Annotated in this window: 25 protein-coding genes and 1 pseudogene; 6 read left to right on the plus strand and 20 right to left on the minus strand. The window is 64.9% G+C overall.

Annotation, left to right across the window (positions count from 1 at the left end; translation table 11 throughout):
• Window positions 1-37 precede the first annotated feature (37 nt).
• The 9 genes from ABLE71_RS00820 to aroC all read right to left on the minus strand — a co-directional run bounded on the left by ABLE71_RS00820 (window position 38) and on the right by aroC (window position 6,615).
• The gene (locus ABLE71_RS00820) at window positions 38-958 is read right to left on the minus strand and encodes a pirin family protein (protein WP_348781487.1); all 921 of its coding nucleotides are present in this window, start codon (window positions 956-958) and stop codon (window positions 38-40) included.
• A gap of 15 nt (window positions 959-973) precedes the next feature.
• A complete protein-coding gene (locus tag ABLE71_RS00825; RefSeq protein ID WP_348781488.1) occupies window positions 974-1,366 on the minus strand; it encodes a type II toxin-antitoxin system VapC family toxin in 393 nt (130 codons plus the stop codon).
• Window positions 1,363-1,617 (minus strand): type II toxin-antitoxin system prevent-host-death family antitoxin, encoded by a 255-nt coding sequence (locus ABLE71_RS00830; RefSeq protein WP_348781489.1) that lies wholly within the window; start codon window positions 1,615-1,617, stop codon window positions 1,363-1,365. The genes ABLE71_RS00825 and ABLE71_RS00830 overlap by 4 nt, the downstream gene beginning before the upstream one ends.
• 52 nt (window positions 1,618-1,669) lie before the next feature.
• The gene (locus tag ABLE71_RS00835; protein WP_348781490.1) at window positions 1,670-1,936 is read right to left on the minus strand and encodes a DUF2277 domain-containing protein; all 267 of its coding nucleotides are present in this window, start codon (window positions 1,934-1,936) and stop codon (window positions 1,670-1,672) included.
• Window positions 1,937-1,966: 30 nt separating this feature from the next.
• The gene (locus ABLE71_RS00840) at window positions 1,967-2,218 is read right to left on the minus strand and encodes an exodeoxyribonuclease VII small subunit (RefSeq protein WP_348781491.1); all 252 of its coding nucleotides are present in this window, start codon (window positions 2,216-2,218) and stop codon (window positions 1,967-1,969) included.
• A 3-nt stretch (window positions 2,219-2,221) separates the two neighbouring features.
• Window positions 2,222-3,148 carry a histone deacetylase family protein gene (locus ABLE71_RS00845; protein WP_348781492.1) on the minus strand — a complete coding sequence of 309 codons (927 nt, stop codon included), beginning with the start codon at window positions 3,146-3,148 and terminating at the stop codon, window positions 2,222-2,224.
• A gap of 61 nt (window positions 3,149-3,209) precedes the next feature.
• Window positions 3,210-4,208: a hypothetical protein gene (locus tag ABLE71_RS00850; protein ID WP_348781493.1), complete on the minus strand. Its 999-nt coding sequence runs from the start codon at window positions 4,206-4,208 to the stop codon at window positions 3,210-3,212.
• Between the two features lie 110 nt (window positions 4,209-4,318).
• Window positions 4,319-5,413, minus strand: coding sequence for a 3,4-dihydroxy-2-butanone-4-phosphate synthase (gene ribB / locus ABLE71_RS00855; protein WP_348781494.1), 1,095 nt, complete (start codon window positions 5,411-5,413; stop codon window positions 4,319-4,321).
• Between the two features lie 110 nt (window positions 5,414-5,523).
• On the minus strand, window positions 5,524-6,615 hold the full coding sequence (gene aroC, locus ABLE71_RS00860; protein WP_348781495.1) for a chorismate synthase: 1,092 nt from the start codon (window positions 6,613-6,615) through the stop codon (window positions 5,524-5,526).
• Window positions 6,616-6,915: 300 nt separating this feature from the next.
• Here aroC and ABLE71_RS00865 point away from each other — a divergent pair, with 300 nt between their 5' ends.
• Window positions 6,916-7,176: a DUF1344 domain-containing protein gene (locus ABLE71_RS00865; protein WP_348781496.1), complete on the plus strand. Its 261-nt coding sequence runs from the start codon at window positions 6,916-6,918 to the stop codon at window positions 7,174-7,176.
• 12 nt (window positions 7,177-7,188) lie between these two features.
• Here the strand turns inward: ABLE71_RS00865 and ABLE71_RS00870 are convergent, their stop codons facing one another.
• The 4 genes from ABLE71_RS00870 to ABLE71_RS00885 form a co-directional block, all read right to left on the minus strand.
• The gene (locus ABLE71_RS00870) at window positions 7,189-7,776 is read right to left on the minus strand and encodes a histidine phosphatase family protein (protein WP_348781497.1); all 588 of its coding nucleotides are present in this window, start codon (window positions 7,774-7,776) and stop codon (window positions 7,189-7,191) included.
• Window positions 7,777-7,808: 32 nt separating this feature from the next.
• The gene (gene fabI / locus ABLE71_RS00875; RefSeq protein WP_348781498.1) at window positions 7,809-8,627 is read right to left on the minus strand and encodes an enoyl-ACP reductase FabI; all 819 of its coding nucleotides are present in this window, start codon (window positions 8,625-8,627) and stop codon (window positions 7,809-7,811) included.
• Between the two features lie 124 nt (window positions 8,628-8,751).
• Entirely contained in the window at window positions 8,752-9,672 is a 921-nt protein-coding gene (locus ABLE71_RS00880; protein ID WP_348781499.1) for a DnaJ C-terminal domain-containing protein, read from the minus strand.
• 116 nt (window positions 9,673-9,788) lie between these two features.
• A complete protein-coding gene (locus ABLE71_RS00885) occupies window positions 9,789-10,253 on the minus strand; it encodes an RT0821/Lpp0805 family surface protein (protein WP_348781500.1) in 465 nt (154 codons plus the stop codon).
• Window positions 10,254-10,294: 41 nt separating this feature from the next.
• Between ABLE71_RS00885 and pdxH the strand changes: the two genes are divergently transcribed.
• Entirely contained in the window at window positions 10,295-10,912 is a 618-nt protein-coding gene (pdxH, locus tag ABLE71_RS00890) for a pyridoxamine 5'-phosphate oxidase (RefSeq protein WP_348781501.1), read from the plus strand.
• Between the two features lies 1 nt (window position 10,913).
• Here the strand turns inward: pdxH and ABLE71_RS00895 are convergent, their stop codons facing one another.
• The 3 genes from ABLE71_RS00895 to ABLE71_RS00905 are packed head-to-tail and all read right to left on the minus strand — an operon-like array spanning window position 10,914 to window position 13,813.
• Window positions 10,914-11,201 (minus strand): hypothetical protein, encoded by a 288-nt coding sequence (locus tag ABLE71_RS00895; RefSeq protein WP_348781502.1) that lies wholly within the window; start codon window positions 11,199-11,201, stop codon window positions 10,914-10,916.
• 60 nt (window positions 11,202-11,261) lie between these two features.
• On the minus strand, window positions 11,262-12,014 hold the full coding sequence (locus ABLE71_RS00900; RefSeq protein WP_348781503.1) for a crotonase/enoyl-CoA hydratase family protein: 753 nt from the start codon (window positions 12,012-12,014) through the stop codon (window positions 11,262-11,264).
• 20 nt (window positions 12,015-12,034) lie between these two features.
• Complete coding sequence (locus ABLE71_RS00905; protein WP_348781504.1) at window positions 12,035-13,813, minus strand: acyl-CoA dehydrogenase family protein; 1,779 nt, start codon at window positions 13,811-13,813, stop codon at window positions 12,035-12,037.
• A gap of 166 nt (window positions 13,814-13,979) precedes the next feature.
• On the opposite strand from ABLE71_RS00905, the gene ABLE71_RS00910 reads away from it, so the two are divergent.
• Both ABLE71_RS00910 and ABLE71_RS00915 read left to right on the plus strand, forming a co-directional pair.
• The gene (locus tag ABLE71_RS00910) at window positions 13,980-14,222 is read left to right on the plus strand and encodes a hypothetical protein (RefSeq protein ID WP_348781505.1); all 243 of its coding nucleotides are present in this window, start codon (window positions 13,980-13,982) and stop codon (window positions 14,220-14,222) included.
• Window positions 14,223-14,350: 128 nt separating this feature from the next.
• A pseudogene (locus ABLE71_RS00915) lies at window positions 14,351-15,244 on the plus strand (GH25 family lysozyme); the annotation flags it as partial.
• Between the two features lie 513 nt (window positions 15,245-15,757).
• On the opposite strand, the gene purD reads toward ABLE71_RS00915, so the two are convergent.
• Entirely contained in the window at window positions 15,758-17,032 is a 1,275-nt protein-coding gene (gene purD, locus ABLE71_RS00920) for a phosphoribosylamine--glycine ligase (protein ID WP_348781506.1), read from the minus strand.
• Between the two features lie 133 nt (window positions 17,033-17,165).
• Between purD and ubiA the strand changes: the two genes are divergently transcribed.
• On the plus strand, window positions 17,166-18,149 hold the full coding sequence (gene ubiA / locus ABLE71_RS00925; RefSeq protein ID WP_348783616.1) for a 4-hydroxybenzoate octaprenyltransferase: 984 nt from the start codon (window positions 17,166-17,168) through the stop codon (window positions 18,147-18,149).
• A gap of 12 nt (window positions 18,150-18,161) precedes the next feature.
• Here ubiA and ABLE71_RS00930 read toward each other — a convergent pair whose 3' ends face one another.
• From ABLE71_RS00930 to ABLE71_RS00940, 3 genes are all read right to left on the minus strand, one after another.
• Window positions 18,162-18,728, minus strand: coding sequence for a DUF6101 family protein (locus tag ABLE71_RS00930; protein WP_348781507.1), 567 nt, complete (start codon window positions 18,726-18,728; stop codon window positions 18,162-18,164).
• 265 nt (window positions 18,729-18,993) lie between these two features.
• A complete protein-coding gene (locus tag ABLE71_RS00935; RefSeq protein WP_348781508.1) occupies window positions 18,994-20,427 on the minus strand; it encodes an FAD-binding oxidoreductase in 1,434 nt (477 codons plus the stop codon).
• Window positions 20,424-21,464, minus strand: a complete 1,041-nt coding sequence (locus ABLE71_RS00940; RefSeq protein ID WP_348781509.1) for an L-threonylcarbamoyladenylate synthase — start codon at window positions 21,462-21,464, stop codon at window positions 20,424-20,426. The genes ABLE71_RS00935 and ABLE71_RS00940 overlap by 4 nt, the downstream gene beginning before the upstream one ends.
• Window positions 21,465-22,105: 641 nt before the next feature.
• On the opposite strand from ABLE71_RS00940, the gene ABLE71_RS00945 reads away from it, so the two are divergent.
• Window positions 22,106-22,621, plus strand: a complete 516-nt coding sequence (locus tag ABLE71_RS00945; protein WP_348781510.1) for a hypothetical protein — start codon at window positions 22,106-22,108, stop codon at window positions 22,619-22,621.
• The last annotated feature ends 3 nt before the right edge of the window (window positions 22,622-22,624 follow it).

A 22,624-nucleotide genomic window follows, 5' to 3' on the forward strand; every position in this document is an offset into this window, starting at 1 on the left:
GGCGCAGCGGCCGAAAGTAAATGCGCCCAAGGCCTGCTCAGCCCTCGGGGAGAGGAATGAACTCCTTGTCGTCGCCGGGGACGATGTCGAAACGGCCGGTCTTCCATTCCTCCTTGGCCTGCTCGATGCGTTCCTTCGAGGAGGAGACGAAATTCCACCAGATGTAGCGTTGCGAGCCGAGCGATGCGCCGCCGAAGAGCATGAAATGCGCGCCCGCCTCCGACGAAACGACGATCTCGTCGCCGGGCCTGAAGACCAGCAGGCGGTTATCCGGAAAGCTGTCGCCGGAGATGGTGACGGTGCCTTCCAGCGTGTAGATGGCTCGCTCCTCGGCATTGGCGGGGATCCTGATGCTTGCGCCAGGCTTCAGCCTGATGTCGGCATAGAGCGTGTCGGAAGCAGCGCGGACCGGCGATTTCAGTCCATCGAATGCGCCGATGACGACGCGGCCGGATGCGCCGCCGTCGTCGAATTCGGGCAGTTCATCGCGCGCGGTGTTTTCGAACAGCGGCGCGACCTCCTCCTTGCCGTCGGGCAGCGCCAGCCAGGTCTGCAGGCCGGAGACCGACATCGGCGCCCCGCGCAATTCCTGCGGCGTACGCTCGGAGTGGACGATGCCGCGGCCGGCGGTCATCAGGTTCACGTCGCCCGGCGCAATGACCATCTCGGTGCCTAGCGAATCGCGGTGCCTGATCTTGCCGTCGAACAGATAGGTCACGGTGGCGAGCCCGATGTGCGGATGCGGGCGCACGTCGAGCGCCTGCCCTGCCCTCAGGATCGCCGGCCCCATGCGGTCAAAAAAGATGAAGGGGCCAACCAGCCGGCGCTTGGCGGTGGGCAGCGCGCGGCGCACCTCGAAGCCGCCAATGTCCTTGGCGCTCGGGATGACCATCAGTTCGATGGCGTCGCAGGCGAACTTGTCGCCGATTTCGGGGTCGGTTCCGGGGAAGAAGCTCATGGTGGCCTCGCTGCGCTACGACCAAGTCAGAAGCGCGACATCGTAGCGCGACAAATGCCGGTCGTAAGTCACGAATTGCATGTTCTCCATGATTGCCTGTGCCAGCATCAGCCGATCGAACGGATCGGAATGGATTAGCGGAAGGCGCTCCACGAAGGCGGCATGGGCTGCGGTGACGGGAAGCAAGCTGAAATTGGCCGCTTCAAATTCGGCGATCGCCTGATGTCCCGACAAGGGCGGAGCGTCCGGTCGACCGAGTTGATGCTTGATGGCGATTTCCCATATCGCGACGACGGAGACAAAGACGTGCGGATAGGCGATCTTGATGTCGGAAAGCAGCTCTCGGGGAATCCGCTCAGGCGTGTTCGTCATCCAGACCGCAACATGCGTGTCCAGCAGGAGTTTCACTTCTCCTTGCCGAGGAACATTTTCTCGACCTCAGCGTCCAGGGCCTGAAATGCCTCATAGTTGAGCGGCGGATATTTGCCTCGCGCCAGACCCAGCCGCAGTTTCTTCTTCGGCGCCGCACCTAGCGGCACAAGCTTGGCCGCCGGCTTGCCGTTGCGGGCGATGATGATTTCGCTTTCCGCCCCGCTCTCCACTGCTTCCACGAGTTTCGACAGGGAAGTCTTGGCTTCCAGCATGTTGACCGTAGTCATTTCAGGCATCCTTAGCTAAGTCTGGCTAAGATAGATCAGGGCAGCCGGAAATTCAAGCAAAACGGATCAGCGTGCGGGCGCGCGCCTTGGCGGCTTCCTCTTCGCGGTTCTTCGGCGGCTGCGTGGTTTCCATGGAATCGATCAGTTCGCGGACGTTAGCTGCGATGGCATCGACGGCACGATGGAAAGCAGCTTCGTTACGCTGAGACGGCTTGGTGGAGCCGCTGATCTTGCGCACGAACTGAAGGGCAGCGTTGCGCACCTCGTCATCCGTGGCGGGCGGCTCGAAATTGAAAAGCTGTCTGATGTTGCGGCACATAGTGGCCTCCCAGATCAGTATAGATTGCCCTCACTCAGCGTCGAGCGGCTCGGCGCCGACGGGCTTGCCGTCGCGCGACAGGCGGATCTTCTCGACCTTGTCCTCGGCCGACTTGAGCAGGCGGTCGCAATGGGCCTTCAGCGCCTCGCCGCGCTCGTAGATGCGGATCGACTGGTCGAGCGGCACGTCGCCGCGTTCGAGGTCGTCGACGATGCGCTCCAGCGCCTCAAGCGCCTGCTCGAAACTCATCGCCTTGATGTCTTCGTTCGGCTCGTCGGCCATGCTTCATCCCTTCATCATGCGGCCGACATGGGCCGCGACCGAAAATGCCAGTCCCTGCAGATCGTAGCCGCCTTCGAGCAGGCTGACGACCCTGCCTCTGGCATGACGGTCCGCGCTTTCCATGAGCTGTCCGGTCGCCCAGTCGAAATCGTCCTCGGTGAGGTTGATCTCGGCCAGCGGATCGCGGTGATGGGCGTCGAAGCCTGCCGAGATGATGATCAGGTCGGGAGCGAAATCATCTAGGGCCGGCAGCACGCGCGACAGGAAGGCGTCGCGGAAGACGTCGCTGCCGCTGCGGGGCGCAAGCGGCGCATTGACGATGTTGCCGGCGCCGGTCTCGCTCAAGGCGCCGGTGCCGGGATAGAGCGGCATTTGGTGGGTCGAGCAGTAGAGCACGCTGGGGTCGTCCCAGAAAATGTCCTGCGTGCCGTTGCCGTGGTGGACGTCCCAGTCGACGATGGCGACCCGTTCGGCGCCATGAGCCTTCTGGGCGTGGCGGGCGGCGATCGCCGCGTTGTTGAACAGGCAGAAGCCCATCGCAGTGGTCTTCTCAGCATGGTGGCCGGGCGGACGCGACGCGACGAAGACGTTGTCTGCGCGGCCGGAGAAAACGTCGTCCACGGCGGCGTTGGCGGCGCCGATGGCGGTGAGAGCGGCCTGCCAGCTTTTTGGGCTGACGGAGGTGTCGGCATCGACGCTCCTGATGCCTTCTTCGGGAATCGCGCTCCTGACCTTGTCGACGAAGGATTTCGGGTGGGCGTAGAGGATCGTCGCGGGATCGCCTTCAGGCGCCTTGACGCGGTCGAGGGCAGCGAATTTCTCGTCCTCGAGCACGCGCTCTATGGCGCGAAGCCGGTCCGGGCGCTCCGGATGGCCCGGTGGCGTCAGGTGCTCCAGATAGATCGGATGGGAATAGAGCCTTGTGACCATGACCCGATATAGGCTCCAAGCGACGTGTTTTCCACGCCCGGCTCATGCAGGGCGCAGATGTTCACAGGCTTTGGGAGCTTTGCCTGCTGCCGGGAGCGCCGCCCCAGCGCGAACCGCCGACCGACGCCAGCGCGCGGTCCTTGAGCTCGCGGAAATGCTTGGAGGTCTCGGCGAGCCGCATGTCCCAGGCGGGGTCAGGCACCTGGCCTTCGATCTTCTTGAAATAGACCTGCATGAGCGCCGCGACGACGAAAGGCTCGATGAAAGCCGAGATGAAGGCCCAGGCGAAGACGATGGCGAACACGAAAGCCCAGCCGGCGAGCTCGCCCGGCATGGCGTAGAGGATGGCGCCGGCGGGCGCCAGCGTGAGGAAGAAGACGACGATTCCGAGCACCCAGGTCATGACGGTGAGCCAGATCGCGTTCTTGAGCATGGTCTTCGCATTCTGCGCGTAGAGCACCACGCCCTGGCGTCCAGTCTCGAAGGGGGCAGTGCTCCGCACGCGAATGTTGTAAGCCAGGATGATCTCGTCGACATAGGTGAGCGACATGCGGATGACCGCGTCGACGAATTTCGCCAGCCCCTGAAGGCCCGGGATCGGCAGGAATGCGGCGACGCCGCCGATCAAGCCGGTGATGACGCGCACGACGCCCTTGATGAGCTGGTCGAGCACGAAAAGCACGTTAGCCTCGGCGAAACGCTCGCGCACGACGCCTTGCGCGTAGGCGATCTGGCCTTGCCCGCCGGGCACGTCCACTCCGTCGATCAGATGGACCATGACGGCGATGTGGCCAGCCTTGACGAGGTAGAGGATGTATTCGCGCAGCCAGTAGAACAGCATCGAGACGAGGCCGAAGCCGAAGATACCGCCCCACATGGCGAAGGTGAAAGGCCCGTCATCGCCAGCGATATGGCCGACGCCGTAGCCGATGCCGGCGCCCGCGCCGGTCGAGACGATATAGGCGACGGTGATGCTGAAATAGACGGCGATGCGCAAGATGACGAAAGGCCAGGTGCGGATGACGATGCCGAGCGTCCTGCCGATCTCGAAGTCCCACATGCCGAATCGCCCCCGATTGCGCAAAGTTCCGGCAGTATAACCCAAGCCGCCCGGCTTGTTGCGTCCGGGCGGATGATCAGGCGGACTTGTCCTTCAGCAGCCCATCTGCGTCAGATGATCTCGGTGGCGGCTATCAGGATGCCGAACCCCTCGAGGCCGACATAATGGCGTTCGCGCGTGGTGAGAAGGCGGATCGATGAGATGCCAAGATCCTTCAGTATCTGGGCTCCGAGGCCGATCTCGCGCCATTCGCTCTCGCGCCGCCGCGCCTCGTCGTGACCCTCGCCCTGCGCCGGGCGATTGCGGTCGCGATGGCCGACGCCGACGGAGCCTTCGCGCAGATAGACGATGACGCCGCGCCGGTTCTCGCCCATCGTCTTCATGATGTCGTCAAGGCGATGGCCGGTGCCGAAAACATCGCGCACCACTTCTTCCGGATGCAGGCGGACCGGCACGTCCTCGCCATCGCGGATGTCGCCGAAGACGACGGCGAGATGCTGCATGGGATCCCAGGGCAGCGTGTAGGCATAGGCCTTTGCCTTGCCGCCGGGCGTATCGAGATCGAAGCATTCGACGCGTTCGATCAGCGTCTCCTGGCGCTGGCGATAGGCGATGAGGTCGGCAACCGACACGCGCTTCAGTCCGTTCTTTTCGGCGAAAGCGGTAACCTGCGGGCCGCGCATGACGCTGCCGTCGTCGTTGACCAGTTCGCAGATGACGCCGACCTGCGGCAGGCCGGCGAGCTTGCAGAGGTCGACCGCGGCTTCGGTATGGCCGGAGCGCATCAGCACGCCGCCCTCGCGCGCGATCAGCGGGAAGATGTGGCCGGGCCGCGTGAAATCGGCAGCGCCGACGTTGCCGTTGGCGAGGTTGCGCACGGTCAGCGTGCGATCGTCGGCCGAAATGCCTGTCGTGGTGCCGTGCTTGAAATCGACGCTGACGGTGAAAGCCGTGGTGTGGGCGGAATCGTTGTCGGCGACCATCGGGGCAAGGTTCAGCCGCTTGGCATCGGCGCGGGTCATCGGCGCGCAGACGATGCCGGAGGTGTGGCGCACGATGAAGGCCATCTTCTCGGGCGTGCAGTGGACGGCGGCGACGATCAGATCGCCCTCGTTCTCGCGGCCGTCATCGTCCATGACGACGACGATTTCGCCACGCTCGAACGCGCGCAGGGCTTCGACGACTTTCTTCTGATCGTAAGGCATGATGCTCGCTTTGCTCACTTTTGAGTGAGTAGGGAATAGGGAGTAGTGAATAGTGAAAAAGCCTCGATTTTCCGGCCTTCCCTACTCACTGTTCACTACTCACTATTCACTTATTTCCCCGTCTGTCCTCGATGCCGCAGATAATGGTCGGCGATGGCGCAGGCAACCATCGCCTCGCCGATCGGCACGGCGCGGATACCGACGCAGGGGTCGTGGCGGCCCTTGGTCATGACGTCAACGTCGTTGCCGTCCTGGTCGATCGAGCGGCGCGGGGCCAGGATCGACGAGGTCGGCTTGACGGCGAAGCGCGCGACCACGTCCTGGCCGGTCGAGATGCCACCCAGAATGCCGCCGGCATTGTTGGACAGAAACACCGGCTTGCCGTCATTGCCCATGCGCATCTCGTCGGCATTCTTCTCGCCGGTGATTTTTGCCGCCTCGAAGCCGTTGCCGATCTCGACGCCCTTGACCGCGTTGATCGACATCAGGCCGGCGGCGATATCCTGGTCGAGCTTGGCGTAGATCGGCGCGCCCAGCCCCGCCGGCACGCCCTCGGCGACGATCTCGATGACCGCGCCGACCGAGGAGCCGGCCTTGCGAATGGCGTCGAGATATTCGGCGAAGACCGGCACAGAAGCCGGATCCGGCGTGAAGAAGGGGTTTTCCGGATCGCCGACGAAATTCCAGTTCCAGTTGGCGCGGTCGATGGCTTTCTCGCCCATCGACACCAGCGCGCCGCGCACGATCAGGCCGGGAACGACCTTTCGCGCCAGGGCGCCAGCAGCGACACGCGCCGCAGTCTCGCGCGCCGAAGAACGGCCGCCGCCGCGATGGTCGCGGATGCCGTACTTCATCTCGTAGGTGTAGTCGGCATGGCCGGGGCGGTACTGCCTGGCGATCTCGCCATAGTCCTTGGAGCGCTGGTCGACATTCTCGATCAGCATCGAGATCGGCGTGCCGGTGGTGACCAATGCGTCGCCGTCTTCGAGCACGCCGGAGAGAATCTTCACCTCGTCGGGCTCGCGCCGCTGGGTGACGAAACGCGACTGGCCGGGCCGGCGCTTGTCGAGCTCGCGCTGGATTTCGGCTTGCGTGAAGCGGATGCCGGGCGGGCAGCCATCGACCACGCAGCCGAGCGCCGGCCCGTGGCTTTCGCCCCAGGTGGTGACCCGGAAAAGGTGCCCGAATGTGTTGTGAGACATTGGAAGCGGTCCCGGCCGGCTTGGCATGCCGGCAACGGCAGCCTTCTATTGGCCTTTTCCGCGGCGGTCAAACCACGCCAGCCTTTGTCGCCACCCATATTGGTTACGCGGGGCCCGATCGACCACGACGCGCCGTCACCGAACTGATACCAGCGGCGGCTAAGCGTCTTAAAAGCGGCGCAGATGCAGAAGGTCGTGCAAAACGGGGTTTTAGTTTTGACACATTCGGGATGTTTCTGCTCTGCTTCGCGCCGGACAATGCCCGCCGCGCAAAAAGCAGGACAAGATAAGAGGTTCATCATGCGTAGCCTGACAGGCGCCCTCGCCGCCGCCCTGATGTTTTCCACGACATTTTCCGGCGCCGCCTTCGCGGCCGAGGCAGAGGGCAAGATCAAGGCCGTCGACAGGGACAATCTGACCATCACGCTCGAAAACGGCAATTCCTACAAGCTTCCCGGCGAATTCGATGTCGACGCCATCCAGGAAGGCATGGACGTGCTGCTCGCCTACGACAAGGTCGGCGACCAGAACATGATCACCGACATGGAATTGTCGGAGTAGAGGGCAGCGCCCCTACAGCCATTCCAGCCTGGAATCCTTCAGCCTCAGCACACGGTCCTGCGCGACATCCATAGCGGCGACTTCGCTGACGGGCATCTCCTCGACCAGCCTGAACAGGGTCCGGATCACCCCGCCATGGGTGACGCATATGGTCGGCCGCTCGATCGCCTCGAACCAGGGTTTCACCCGGTCGAGCAGCATCTGGTAGCTCTCCCCGCCCGGGCCGGGCGCGACGAAGCCCCATTTGTTCTGGAAGCGCGCGGCGGTAGAGCCGGGCTGCCTCGCCTCCAGCTCGGGGTAGGTGAAGCCCTGCCAGTCGCCGAAATGCACCTCCATCAGCCGCGGGTCGGTGCGGTAGCCTTGCGGCGGCAGGCCCATCTCGGCGCGGATCAGTTCCATCGTCTCGCGAGTACGCTTCAAAGGGCTCGCGACGAAATCAAAATCTCCCGGGGACGCGATCTGCCCGGCGAGCCGGCGTCCGTTGCGGACGGCCTGGCTGCGGCCGAGGTCGGTCATGTCGGTGTCGGCCTGGCCCTGAAGCCTCAGTTCGGCGTTCCAGCCGGTCTGGCCGTGCCTGACGAAGTAGCAGAGCGGGGGCATGCCGCGGTCCGTCCCGGCCGACTGGGGATGCTTCAGTCCTTGACCGTCGAGATATCGGGAGCGTCCACCGCCTTCATACCGATGACATGATAGCCGGAATCGACGTGATGCACTTCGCCGGTCACGCCGCGCGAAAGATGCGACAGGAGGTAGAGGCCGGCGTCGCCGACCTCCTCGATCGACACCGTGCGGCGGAGCGGTGCGTTGTATTCGTTCCATTTCAGGATGTAGCGGAAATCGCCGATGCCCGAGGCGGCCAGCGTCTTGATCGGTCCGGCTGAGATCGCGTTGACGCGGATGTTCCTGGGGCCGAGGTCGACGGCGAGATATTTCACACTCGCCTCGAGCGCGGCCTTGGCGACGCCCATGACGTTGTAGTTCGGCATCACTTTCTCGGCGCCATAATAGGTCATGGTGAGCATCGAGCCGCCGTCCGTCATCAGCTTTTCGGCACGCTGGGCGACGGCGGTGAAAGAATAGACCGAGATGTCCATCGTGCGCAGGAAGTTGCCGTGGCTGGTGTCGACGTAGCGGCCCGTCAACTCGTCCTTGTCCGAAAAGCCGATGGCGTGGACCACGAAATCCAGCCTCCCCCATGCCTTTTCGATCGTGGCGAAGCAGGCGTCTATGGTCGCCGCATCGGTGACATCGCAGTGGCCGGCGACCAGCGCGCCGATCTCCGCGGCGAGCGGTTCGACGCGCTTCCTGAGCGCATCACCCTGGTAGGTGAATGCCAGCTCGGCGCCCTGGTCGGCGCAAGCCTTGGCGATCCCCCAGGCGATCGAACGGTTGTTGGCCACGCCAAGGATCAGGCCTTTTTTGCCGGCCATCAGGCCCTGACCAACCGCCATGAAACAACTCCGAATAGAGGTAGAGACGGCCCGCCGTATCGCACAGGCAGTCGGCACTACGCAACAGGCAGCAGGTTAAGCAACCGGACCGCTTTGAGATCGGCAGTGTTCGACTGCTGATTGCCTACTGCCTCCTCATCAGCGCTTCCAGCTCCGGATCGCCGCCTTCGGGCAGCATCAGACGGACATGAACGTAGAGATCACCGTGGCCGCCGGTCTTTTCCGGCAGTCCACGGCCCTTGAGGCGCAGCACCTTGTCCGAACTCGACCAGGCCGGGACGTTGACGGCCAGTCGTCCGGTCGGCGTCTCGACGGCGAGCTTTGCGCCCAGCACCGCGTCCTTCAGCGGAACCGGCAGATCGGCATGCAGGTCGCGGCCCTCGACGCGATAGCGCGGATGCCTGCGGAACCGGATCTTGACCAGCGCATCGCCAGCCCCGCCCGGCCCCTGCTCGCCCTGGCCCTTGAGCCTGATCGTCTGGCCATCCTCGACATAGGTCGGCAGCTTGACCGACATCTTGCGTCCGTCCGGGAACATCGCGGCGACCTTAGGGGCGGTGGCCGCTTCCTCGATGGTGACGTCGAGCGTGACGTTGACATCGCGGCCGGGAGGCGCGCGGCGCGCGCCGGCCCCGCCACCCTGCGCAAAGCCTTGGCCAAAAAGCTCGCTGAAGATGTCGCCAGCCCCGCCGGCGAACGGATCGGCGCCGCCGCTGCGGAACTCGAAGCGCGTGCCGCCCGGACCACCGCCCGGACCCGCCTGCTGGCGCCTGAAACCGGCGAAAGGATCGCCGCCGGCGCCCTCGAAACCCTGGAAGCGCGGCTTACCCTCGGCGTCGATCTCGCCGCGGTCGAAGGCTGCGCGGTTCTTCTCGTCGCCGAGTATCTCATAGGCCTGGTTGGCCGCAGCGAAGCGATCCTTGGCCTTGGAATCATCGGGATTCTGGTCAGGATGGTGCTTCTTGGCGAGCTTCCGGTAGGCCGCCTTTATGTCCTTGGCCGAGGCGTTCTTGGCAACGCCCAGCACCTCATAGGGATCGCGCATTGTATCTGCCTGCGATTTTCGAGTCTCTAGCTGTGACTATAGGGGGTTCACTCGCGTTGATATATGCGTTCGGCTAGGAAGAAATTCCAGTGCCGGAAAGGCAGAATCGATGGGCGTCAAAGCGACTCGAAGCTCTGCATACGCCATGCGCCGGAGGCGACCATGCAGGCCTCGCCCTTGAACATGCCGATGCCGTCGAAGCTTTCGCGGGTCGCGCTGAAGGCGCGGCAGAGCGTGCCCTTGCCCCTGGTTTCGACAATGCCTGATATCTGGCCGCGTGCGCCGGTCTCGGCATTCGCCCAGGGCAGGGCAGCGCCGGCCATGGTCTCGATGTCGGCCGAGGTCACGGCGTTGCGGATCGTCGCCTCGTCGGACAGGCGGTCGACCTCGACGGAAGTCCGTGGAGCCGAAACGTTGCTGGTGTAGAAGCTGCGGTCGACCTCTGCCTTTTCGAGGCTGAAGCCGCCCGAACCGCAGGCCGAAAGCAGGGCGCATGTGCAGACAAGGGACGCCACAATGAGCGTACGCAGGCCAGGACCACCGAAAATCGACGGCTGATCAGCTTGCGCGGCGCGCGACAATCGGCATTCTCCCCGCAAACAGATGGGCCAATAGTTAAATTATGACTGACATAGAGTTAAAAAGTGGTGACTTCACCGAGGCTGCGGAGCCGTTCCGACTGTTCGCCGCGTGGCTGGACGATGCCACGACGAGCGAGATCAACGACCCGAACGGGCTTGCGCTGGCGACCGTCGATGAGGACGGTATGCCCGACGTGCGCATGGTGCTGCTCAAGGGTTTCGACGAGCAGGGTTTCGTCTTCTACACCAATTTCGAGAGCGCCAAGGGCCGCGAGATCCTGTCCTCAATGAAGGCCGCGATGTGCTTTCACTGGAAGAGCCTGCGCCGGCAGGTGCGCGTGCGCGGCCCGGTCGAGATCGTCAGCGACGCGGAGGCCGACGCCTATTATGCCACGCGCCCGCGCGGAAGCCGCATCGGCGCCTGGGCCTCGAAACAGTCGCGGCCGCTGGAAAGCCGCTTCGCGCTCGAGAAGGCGGTGGCGGAATATACGGCGAAGTATGCGATCGGGGAGATTCCGCGGCCGAAACACTGGTCGGGCTTCCGGCTGGTGCCGCAGCAGATCGAGTTCTGGCACGACCGGCCGTTTCGGTTGCACGACCGGGTGGTGTTCAAGAGGACGAGCTACGGCGGATGGGGGAAGACGCGGCTGTATCCGTAGATCAGGCCGGGTTGCCGAACAGGGCCAAGACTACAAACAATAGGGTGAAACACGAAAAGGAGGTGATCGAACCATATTTGATTGCCTTTCGCTCCTTGCGGAATTGCGGGGAATGCTGGTGCGCATAAACTCGAGCGTTTCGCCGCCCCCACCGTTCACTCCATGGCAAGTTCTGCTCATCAATTGAGCCGAAAAAATCGGTTCTTAGCAATATGCGCAGGCCTGCGGTGAAAATGACCGCAAAACTTGCAATGAGAACGACAGCACAGACGGCAATCGGCACAATCAAATGCTGATTTCCTGCCCATTCATATCGCAATGTCCGCACTCCCCGCGCGATAGCTGACGGCTACCCCTTCTTCCTCATCATGAAGGCGATCAGCGCCGCGCGCGCCTCATCTGATTTCAGGCGCTGCTGGAAGAGATCGCGCTCCTCGCACATGCGCGCCAGCAGAGGTTCGCGAGGACCAAGCATGAGGTCGCGGGAAAGCTTGAGCGCTTCCGGCGGCTTTGCGGCGATGAGGTTCGCCGCTTCCATCACTGCCGGCTCGAGCTTGTCTTCCTCGACGACGGCGTAGATCAGGCCGGCTTCCTTGGCGCGCTCGGCGGAAAAGCCCTCGCCGAGACCGAGCAGCGCGAAGGCTTGCTGGCGGCCGAGGAAGGCCGGCAAGAGCAGGCTGGAGCCGGCCTCCGGAACAAGTCCGAGATCGACGAACGGCGTGCGGAAGACGGTGCGCGGCGTGGCGAAGGTGAGATCGCAATGCAGGTTGAGCGTGGTGCCTATGCCGACGGCGATGCCGTCGACGCCCGAGACAACAGGCTTCTGCGATCCGGCGAGCGCCAGCAGGAAATTCCACACCTCCAGACCGCCCTCGCCGCCGGTCGCGACCGCCATGAAATCGTTGAGGTCGTTGCCGGCGGAAAAAGCGCCTGATACCCCGAGGAAGACATGCACGCGGATGGCGGCATCGGCGTCGCCCTCAACGAGCGCCGCGGCCATCGCCTGATACATGGCGCGGGTAAGCGCATTCTTCTTGTCCGGCCGGTTCATTCGAATCACCTGGACAGGCCCGCTACGCTCGACGACGATAAGCTCCGACATCCCCTCCCCCTTCCGCCCAGCTAGGCCGTGACCAGGCTCTTGCCCGCAGCGAGCAGCGCCTCGCTGCCGCCGACGACCTGGTCGCGCAGCGGACTGGTTTCGCCAGCCATATTCTCGGCGAAGAAGCGGCAGAGCGCGATACGCCCGGTCGCCTTGTCCGCGAGTGCGGCGCGCGCCAGATAGGCGCCGCCCGCGGCGAGCGCGAAAAGCCTGAGATAGGGCGTGGCGCCGGCCAGCGCCCTGTCCGCCTCTCCGGCCGAAAGCATGGCCTGAAGATGCCGCGTGGCCACGGCTAGATCGTCGATCGCCGCTTCCAGACGCTCGGCGGTCCGGCCGAAGCCGTCCAGATTCGACTGGCGCAGCGCCGCGACGGTTTCCGCCAGTTCGGCTATGTAGCCGTGGACGTGCTCGCCGTCCGATTGCGGCAGCTTGCGCGTGACGAGGTCGATCGCCTGGATGCCGTTGGTGCCTTCATAGATCGAGGCGATGCGCGCGTCGCGGTAGAGTGCTGCGGCACCCGTCTCCTCGATGAAGCCCATGCCGCCATGCACCTGGATGCCGAGCGAGGCCACCTCGCTGCCGATGTCGGTGGAGAAGGCTTTCGCCACGGGTGTCAGAAGATTGGCGCGCTCCTGCCAATGGGTCTTTTCCCCGCCATCCGACACCCGCGCCATGTCGAGCGCGTGGGCGCAGGAATAGCTGATCGAGCGGGCGACACGGGTCAGCGCCTGCATGGTGAGCAGCATGCGCTGCACATCTGGATGGCGGATGATCGGCGCCATGCCGTCGCCGGAATAGCTCGCTGCCTTGCCCTGCCGGCGTTCGTTGGCGAAGGCCAGCGCCTTCTGGAAGGCGGCCTCGGCGACGCCGACGCCTTCGAGGCCAATGGCGAGGCGGGCGTTGTTCATCATGGTGAACATGCAGGCGAGGCCCTTATTCTCCTCGCCGATCAGCCAGCCGACCGCGCCCTTCTCCTCGCCCGGGACAAAACCGTCGCCATAGATCATGGTGCAGGTCGGCGAGCCGTGGATGCCGAGCTTGTGCTCGAGCGAAGCGCAGAAAAGGTCGTTGCGGCGGCCGAGCGAGCCGTCTCCGTTCACCAGGAATTTCGGCACCAGGAAGAGCGAGATGCCGCGCGTGCCCTGGGGCGCGTCGGGCAGCCGCGCCAGCACCAGATGGACGATGTTGCCGGTGAAATCCTGCTCGCCGTAGGTGATGAAAATCTTTTGGCCCGATATCCGGTAGGTGCCGTCGGGAGCGCGTTCGGCGCGGGCGCGCAAAGCATTCAGGTCCGAGCCTGCCTGCGGCTCGGTGAGGTTCATCGTGCCGGTCCATTCGCCCGAGACGAGCTTTGCGAGATAGGTCTGTTTCAGCTCGTCGGACGCGTGCTTGTGAAGCGCCTCGACAGCGCCCATCGTCAGCGTCGGGCAGAGGGCGAAGGCCAACGAGGCCGAGTTCCACATTTCCAGCGTGGCGACGGAGAGCATGGTGGGCAGGCCCTGGCCGCCGAACGCCTCCGGGCCGGTCAGGGAATTCCAGCCACCCTCCGTCCAACGGCGATAAAGCTCCTTCCAGCCGGGCGGCGTGGTGACCGCAGCGTCTTTCAGCACGGCGCCTTGCTCGTCGCCGGCCTTGTAGAGCGGTGCAATTTCCTCGGTGGCGAAACGGCCGGCCTCGGCAAGGATCGCGTCGGCCAAATCGGTCGAGAGATCGCCGAATTTGCCGGCTTCCACAGCCGTTCGCAGCCCCGCAATCGCTTTCAGCGTAAACGCGATTTCCTCGACAGGCGCGCGGTACATATTCGCATTCTCCTCCGATTCAGCCGCCATTTCACAGCCGGGCGAAACTAGCGTTGTTCCGGAAAGGCCGCTACCCGCCTTTTTACGTAAGCGTCAAGTTTTACGTTCAAGGTTGAACTGTCGAGCCTGGGAAGATACCCTTCGAGATCCAGGGAATCGGCAAAGCATGCTGGCAAGACCGGAAACCCGCCGCTGCATCGAATGCGGTCTGCCCTTCGGGGCGGTCGGATTCTGGTGCCACCATGGCGATGTCGACAACGGCCCCGCCTATTGGTCGGACCGCGGCATATTGTGCTCGCCGAGATGCTCGCTTTCGCATTTCCGCCGGCGCGAGGCCGAAGGCTCTCTGCCGGCCGCGCCCGCCCCCGATCCTTTTATGCTTGATCAAACCCCGCGCGGCAGGCGATAACTTGCCGGCCGGCGGGGAAATCGGGAGCAAGCGAAAACCATCTTCGGGAAGAATGATCGAGGACGGCTAGCAAGCAAGGGAATGCCGGAACGTTGCAAAATTCGGTCTATCGCATTGCCCGCACAGCCATTGTCGTAGTCTGGGCCGTCCTTTTTGGCGCAGCCGGCGCTGCCGCGTCCGATTTTTCGGAACCGTGGAAGCGCGCCGACAGGGCGCTCGTCATCGATGCCTACGAATACAACCCGATCGACTGGCAGAAGCTGGCGGGCGACAGGCGCATCGTCGGCTTCATCAACAAGGCGTCGGACGGCGTGCCGCCTCCTTATCGGTGCCAAGGGGACGAAACCGAGACAAGGCTGTGCAAGGCGCTGTGGAAGCGCCACGCCATTGCGCGCGAGCTTTTCCACACGAGGAGGACGGTGGCCAAGGCGCTCGGCCTGAAATGGGGCGCCTATCATCTTGCCCGGCCGGGCAATCCGATCGAGCAGGCCAACAACTTCATCGATTTCGCCGAACCGGCTCCCGACGACCTGATCGCGCTCGACATCGAGGAGAACGATTCGCAGAAATGGATGTCGCTGGACGACGCCGAGGCGTTCGTGCGCCATATCCATACGCGACTCGGACGCTGGCCGGTGCTCTACACCAATGGCAGCACGGCGCTGCACATAGCCGAAAACCGCGACCGCTACAGCGTGCTCGCGCGACTGCCGCTGTGGTACGCGCGCTACAAGCCGGTGATCGGCCTGCATTTCCCCAAGGGCAACTGGCAGACCTACACGCTTTGGCAGTTCTCGGCGGGCGCCAATTGCGATTCCCGATCCTGCCCCTACCGGGTGCCGGGAACGCCGCTCGACATCGATGTGAACGTCGCCTCGATGAGCGCGCAGGAACTGCGCGCCGAATGGCCCTTCGGCGAACTGGTCGACAAGATCGCCGACACTGTCGCGACCGTGCCGGTGCCGGTTTCGCGGCGGACGGCGATCGCGGGCGGCGACGTGACGATCCAATATGCCGCGGTCGAAGAGGGCGACATGCCGGCGCCCACCGAAGTTCAGCCTGAGGTTCCAGCGGTCGCGGGCCAACTGGACAGCGGGCAGCCGGTGCCTGAACTTGCGGAGCTGACGATCGAGAGCGGAGAGACCGTGCCGCTGCCGATCTCGCGCAGCATCGCGCTCGACGGCGGCGACGTGACGCTCGCCTTCGCCAAGGTCGAAAGGGTCGTGACGGCGGCCGCGCTGACCGCCGGCTTCCCGTCCATGCTGCCGGGTGCGCGGCGCGCGTTGCCCTTCCAGATCCTGCTTGGAAAGCAGCCCGAAACCTTGGCTCCGGTCGAACTCGCCAGCTACAGCCAGGCGATCGAGAAGGTGCGGCGGCTGGACCTGCCGACGGCAGCGGACCGGCCCGGGACGATATCGGCGGCCGCACTCGACGATCCGGGTCCGGTCCTCTCGGCAACCCGTTTCTCGCGCAAGGACCTGCCGGTTTTCCTGCTGAAGAAGCTCGACGGAAACGACGAACCGTCGCCCTGAGCGTCAGGCCTTCTCCCGCTTGACTGCCTGCCATCCGATGTCGCGGCGGCAAAAACCTTCCGGCCAGTCGATGCGATCGACTGCTTCGTAGGCGAGGCGCTGCGCCTCGGTAACCGTCGCAGCGACCGCTGTCACGTTGAGTACGCGCCCGCCATTGGCGATGATCACGCCGTCGCGCTCGGCCGTGCCTGCGTGAAAGATCTCGACGCCGCGTGAGGCCGCGTTGTCGAGGCCGCGAATCACCGAACCCTTTTCCGGCGCGGCGGGATAGCCCTTCGCCGCCATGACGACGGTCAGCGCCGCGTCGTCGCGCCAGCGCGCCGACATATGCGCAAGCTGGCCGTCGGCGGCGGCTTGGAGTAGGACGAGCAGATCGTCCTTCAGCCGCATCATCAGAACCTGGCATTCGGGATCGCCGAAGCGGGTATTGTATTCGATGAGTTTCGGGCCGGACGATGTGATCATCAGCCCGGCGAACAGCACGCCCGAAAAGGGCGTGCCGAGCTCGGCCATGCCGCGCATTGTTGGCTCGATGATCTCCTTCATCGTGCGCTCGACAATCTCGGGCGTCATCACCGGCGCTGGCGAGTAGGCGCCCATGCCGCCGGTGTTCGGTCCGGTATCGCCGTCGCCGACGCGCTTGTGGTCCTGCGCGGTGCCGAAGGGCAAGGCGGCCGTACCGTCGCAGAGACAGAAGAAGCTCGCCTCCTCGCCATCAAGGAATTCCTCCACGACCACTTCCGCGCCGGCGCTGCCGAAGGCGCCGCTGAAACAGTCGTCGATCGCGGCGAGCGCCTCCGCCTCCGTCATCGCCACGGTGACGCCCTTGCCGGCGGCCAGCCCGTCGGCCTTGACGACGATCGGCGCGCCCCGGTCGCGGACATAGGCTTTCGCAGCCTCCGCGGCGGTGAAACGGCCAAAGGCGGCGGTCGGAATATTATGGCGGGCACACAGATCCTTGGTGAAACCCTTCGATCCCTCAAGCTGGGCGGCGGCCTTCGAAGGCCCAAAGACTTTTATGCCGGCGGTGCGCAGGTCGTCAGCGATGCCGGCGACGAGCGGCGCTTCCGGCCCGACCACGACGAGGTCGATCTTCTTCTCCAGGCAGAATGATGCGACGGCAGCGTGGTCGGCGATATCAAGCGCGACCAGCTCGGCTTCGCGAGCGATGCCGGGATTGCCAGGCGCGGCGTAGAGTTTTGTCAGCATCGGCGAGGCTGCCAGCTTCCAGGCCAGCGCATGCTCGCGGCCACCGGAGCCAATGAGAAGAACGTTCATGTCGCCAGAACTCGCCGTGAAAGCACTTGGCTTCCGGTATGGCCGCATGGCCGGCTGGTCAAGCATTGCTTTGATCTACCCACGGCAATCCGGACGCCTTGACGCCCGCCGGCCCGGCTGCCACTCCACGCTGATGGAACAGGTTCAGTCGAAAGCGGCGCAGGGCCGCGTCGCCGACGCGCCGAGCGGGCATTGGGTCTATCGCGCCCTGCCCCGCCGGCTGTGGCCCTACGCACAGCTTGCCCGTTGGGACCGGCCGATCGGCTGGCAGTTGCTGCTATGGCCCTGCTGGTGGTCGGCCGCCCTTGCCGCGAGCGCCTATGCGCGGCCGGGCGACAGTTTTTTGTCGCTGATTCCCTCACCCTGGCATCTCGTGCTCTTCCTGATCGGCGCGGTCGCCATGCGCGGCGCCGGCTGCACCTACAACGACATCGTCGACGCCGGCATCGACGAACAGGTAGAGCGCACCCGCTCGCGGCCGCTGCCCTCGGGCAAGGTGAGCAAGCGGCAGGCCTGGGTCTTCCTCGTGCTGCAGGCGCTGTCCGGGCTTGCCGTACTCGTCCAGTTCAACAGCTTTGCGATCGGGCTCGGCATCGCCTCGCTGATCGTGGTCGCGATCTACCCGTTCATGAAGCGCTTCACCAACTGGCCGCAACTGGTGCTCGGTCTCGCCTTCTCCTGGGGCGCGCTGATGGGCTGGGCGGCGGAATATGCCGACCTCGCGCGGCCGGCGGTGCTGCTCTATCTCGGCTCGGTCTTCTGGGTGATCGGCTACGACACGATCTACGCGCACCAGGACAAGGAGGACGACGCGCTGGTCGGCGTGAGGTCGACGGCACGGCTGTTCGGCGACAGTACCAAATCCTGGCTGATCGGTCTCTACGGCGGCGCGCTGATCCTGATGGCGAGCGCGTTTTCGGCGGCCGGGATTCCCGTGCCGGCGATGGCCGGTCTGGTTGCCGCCGGCGCTCACATGGCGCGCCAGATCGCGGTGCTCGATATCGACGATCCGGACCAGTGCCTGCGGCTCTTCAAGTCGAACAATGTCGTCGGCTGGCTGATTTTCCTGGGACTGATCGGCGGCGGCGTATGGGCGGCGCTGAAGCCGCTGGTTTAAGTCAACGCCCGCTCATTCGGGAGCGATGATCTCGTCGCCGTTGACGACAAGGCGCAGGCCGAGATTGCCGGGCTTGCGGCGCATCAGGAAGCGCGGACGGCGCTGGGGCGTCACGCGGCGCTTGCGGCGATCCTGGGCAGGCAGCGCCTTGATGGCGGCGCCGAGCGATTCCTCGAGCGTGCGGGCGATGCCGTCGGCTTCGATCAGCATCATCGGAAGGCGGTAGGCGTCGGCCCAGGCGCGCCAGTCGGCGGCGACGTCTTCCAGATTGTCGGCAACGAGCAGCGGCACCGACAGCATCGGATCGTTGTGAAGAAGTTCCAGCGTCACGGTGACGTTGCCCTCCGGGTCTTCCATGGCGCGCGCGGCCACGCCGCGAAAGGCGTTAGCCGGGAGCACGACGGTGGCCGGCAGCCCGCTCATCTGCAGGATGCGCTTCACGATCGCGCCACGCTGATCGATCGTGAACGTCACGTCGCCAAAATCGTCGCGCGTCGCGTAGCTCACGACCTGGGGCAAACGGAACGGGTCGAGCCGCATGTTGCGGCCCGCCCAGACTGGCTTCAGTCCGGTGCTCATATTGATGCCTTCCTGTCTCTCCTGAGAGCCGGTTTTCCCGGTTCCCCCGGACCGGTTTGCCCGGTCTCGCTTGTGGGATGGACAGTAGCGGGCGACCCTTAGCCGCCGGCTTAAAAAAGTCGGTTAAATTTTGCTGATCTCCGGGATGGTTATCGAATCCCACCGCCTGCAAGGAGTTGGTAGGCTTCGTTTACAGCGGCTTTCTAGACCGTTCTTTGCCGCAATTCCGGACGGAAAACCGGTTCCCACGCTTCCTGGAATTGCTCTACAGCACCTTTCCGGGGTTCATGATGCCGGCGGGATCGAACGCCGCCTTGATGCGGCGCATGAGCTCGATGCCGACCGCAGGCGCGGTGGCAAGCAGCTCTTCCCGCTTCAACTGGCCGATGCCGTGCTCGGCCGAGATCGAGCCGCCGAGATCACGCACGATGTCATGCACCGCCTTGTTCATCGGCCGATAGAGCGAGAGGAACGCCTGCGGGTCGGCGCCGACCGGCTGGCTGACATTGTAGTGCAGGTTGCCGTCGCCCATGTGGCCGAAGCAGACAACGCGCGCACCCGGGCAGACGCGCTCCACTTCCAGCGCGGCGCGGGCGATGAACTCCGGGATGGCGGCGACCGGCACGGAGATGTCGTGCTTGATCGACGCGCCTTCCGGCTTCTGCGCGTCCGAAATGTTCTCGCGCAGCGCCCAGAAGGCTCTCTCTTGCGCGACGCTGGTTGCGACAACCGCATCAAACGTAGCCATGGCGTCACCGAATAGCGCGCTGTCGAATAGCTCTTCTGAGAGTTGTTCGGCATCCTCCTGCGAGCGGCCCGACGAGACTTCCACCAATAGGTGCCAAGGCCAATCTGACAGCGGACGTACCGTCCCCGGAATGTGCCGAACAACGAACTCTACCGCTATATCAGCTACAAGCTCGAAAGCCGTCAGATTGGCCCCAGCCACATTCAACGCGAGTGATAGTAGTTCCAGCGCGGCGCTTGGGGAAAGCACGCTTACCCAAACAACCTTGCGCCCCTTCGGCTTCGGAAAAATCTTCAGCACGGCAGCGGTGATGATGCCGAGCGTGCCTTCCGCGCCAACAAACAGGTTCTTCAGATCGTAGCCGGTGTTGTCCTTCTTCAGTTTGCGGAGATCGTCGAACACCGCGCCTGTCGGCAGCACGACCTCCACGCCGAGGCATAGCTCGCGCGTGTTGCCGTAGGCGAGCACCGCCGTACCGCCGGCATTGGACGACAGGTTGCCGCCTATCTGGCAGGAGCCCTGCGACGCCAGCGACAGCGGGTAGAGGCGATCGGCGGCGTCGACAGCCCGGTGCAGCGCTTCCAGCACGACGCCGGCCTCGGCGGTGACGGTGTTCGATTGCGGGTCGATCTCGCGGATGCGATTGAGCCGCGACAGCGACACGACGATCTCGTTACCGGTCGCATGCGGCATCTGGCCGCCGACGAGGCCGGTGTTGCCGCCCTGGGGCACGATGGGCGTACGCGTCTCGGTGGCCAGCGCAAGGATGCGGCTGACCTCCTCGACGCTGCCGGGCCTCAGCACCAGCGGCGAGCGGCCGCTCCACAGGCCGCGCGGCTCGCGCAGATAGGGACCGATGTCGGCCTCCGCGCGCAGGGCGTGTGCATCACCGACGATGGCCGCGAAGCGGTCGAGCAGGGCTTGATCGAGGACGACCGCTTCGGAGGTCATTTCCGGCCTTCCCTTATGTCTCGCGGCGCGGCGGCGCGCCGGAGCCGGTCGTTGATGGCCTCGCCGAGACCGGCGTCGGGAATCGGCTCGACGGCGATGGTTTTCGCGCCGGAGCGGTCGAGCGCCTGCATGTGGGAGAAGAGATTGGCCGCCGCCTCGCGCAGGTCTCCCGAGGGCGACAGGTTCAGCATGGCGGCCGCCTCCGCGGCGCCTGCGGCGCGGTTCGGGCCGAAAGCCAGCAGCGCCTCGCCGGGCCGGACGCTGGCGGCACCGACGCGGACGGCGGCATTCGGCGCATAGTGCGAGGCGAGCATGCCGGGCGCCTCGACGCGCTCGCCGGTATTGGCCCCGGTATTGGCGGCTTGCCGCAGCAGCGGCAGGCCAGTCACGGCCTCGATAACTTCCGCCGCGATGCCGCCCGGACGCAGCAGCCGTACCGTCGCACCCTCGACCTTGACGATGGACGATTCAAGCCCGACCTCGGTCGGACCGCCGTCGACGATCAGCGGAATCTTCCCGCCAAGATCGGCCTCGACGGCCTCGGCGGTGGTGGCCGTGATCCGGCCGGACGAATTGGCGCTGGGGGCAGCGAGCGGGCGGCCGAGGCGCGCGATCAACTGGGAGCCGAAACCCTGCGGCATGCGCAGTGCGATCGTGTCGAGGCCGGCCGTCACCAGCGGATGGATGGCCGCTCCCTTAGCCAGCGGGAGCACCAGGGTCAGCGGACCCGGCCAAAAGGCCTGGGCGAGTTTCTCCGAAAGGGTGTCGAAAACGGCGACCTCATGCGCCATGACGAGGCCGGAGACATGGGCGATCAGCGGGTTGAAGCGCGGCCGGCCTTTCGCCTCGAAGATGCGCGCGACCGCCTCGCCATTGGTGGCGTCGCCGGCAAGCCCGTAGACGGTTTCGGTCGGGATCGCCACGACCTGGCCGGCTTCGAGCAGCGCCAGAGCGCGCTCCATCCCCTCGCCGGTCTTCAGGATTTCCGCCACAGACGCCCGTCCGATTTTCTTCTCGGCGTTGCTATAGCCCGCCATCGCCGCAGGCAACAACCCGCCACATCAAGCCAAACCGGGTCTTGGGCCTTTGCTCCGGGCAATATGCTGTTCCTCCTTTCTTGCGGCCGCGCGAAAACGTCCCGCGCTTCCTGCGAAGCCGGGGGTGGGAAGCGGGGCACGGGACCGTCGCCTCTCAATTGTTATACGTGGCGCGGTCTTCCGTGCCCCGCCGGCGTTCTTGCCCTACCTGGAGGGGACGCAGCGAATTCTTTCACCGCGCGACCTCGGTCAGGGCCCGGACCTCAGGGCTCATCACCCAGCCGCGCCACCTCCGCGCGACCGATCCGGCGCCGCCGCCCTCCCTGATACCCGGTGCGCACCAGGTTCCCGCGAGAGCGGTGGGGCAAGTATCGCCTGAGTGGAGGCGGCGTGGAGAAACAGGGCCGGATTATTTCCCGGTCTGAACGAAATCAGCGGGTTGGCGGCGATGTATATCCACGAAACGTGGCGTCTTTTACCGGTAACGGACGCGGCTGGAGGCAGACCCGGACCACCGGCCGCAGGCGCGGAGAACTGCCGCGTCACCGATTTGTTAATCGATAAAATGTTACGTTTCCCGGAAAGCCGCCGTTAAGCACAGGGCGGCAGGATAGGCTCAGGCTTTCTCGGGGCTGCCGGTCATGCGTGTCGTTGGCATAGTCTTTTTCCTCGCGGCGTTCGGCGCCGCGCACACTCATGCATCCTCGATCGTGACGCTCGATCCGTCCGAGGGCGACGATCCCTCGATCATCACGCTCGGCGACCAGGTGGAGATCGATCCTTCCATCGTCGCGGCGGTTTCCGAAACCGGACCGTCGCCGTCGATCATTGCGCTCGCCGACACGCCAACGACCCCCTCCATCATCACGCTGGGCGGACCCGCCGGCGAAGAGGACGCAAGCGCTACGCCATCCCAGCGCATGTCCATACCGATGATCATTCGCGGCGGCGAGGTCGGCGCGGCGGCCGCCCGCCCCGCGCCGGCCCAGGCTGCCACGCAGCCCGGCGTCCCGCTGCTCGATCCCAATGACCGCGGCACGCCGTCCAAACGCAAGGCGCTGAAGCGTCAGGCGGCGCGGCTGGCCGAAGAGGCCGCGGCGGCGGCCCAGAATCCACAGCCGGATCCATCGACCGAGCCTGTGCCCTTCGGGCAGTAGGGC

Origin of the sequence: Mesorhizobium sp. KR9-304, assembly GCF_040049215.1 — a bacterium.
Lineage (GTDB): Bacteria > Pseudomonadota > Alphaproteobacteria > Rhizobiales > Rhizobiaceae > Mesorhizobium_K.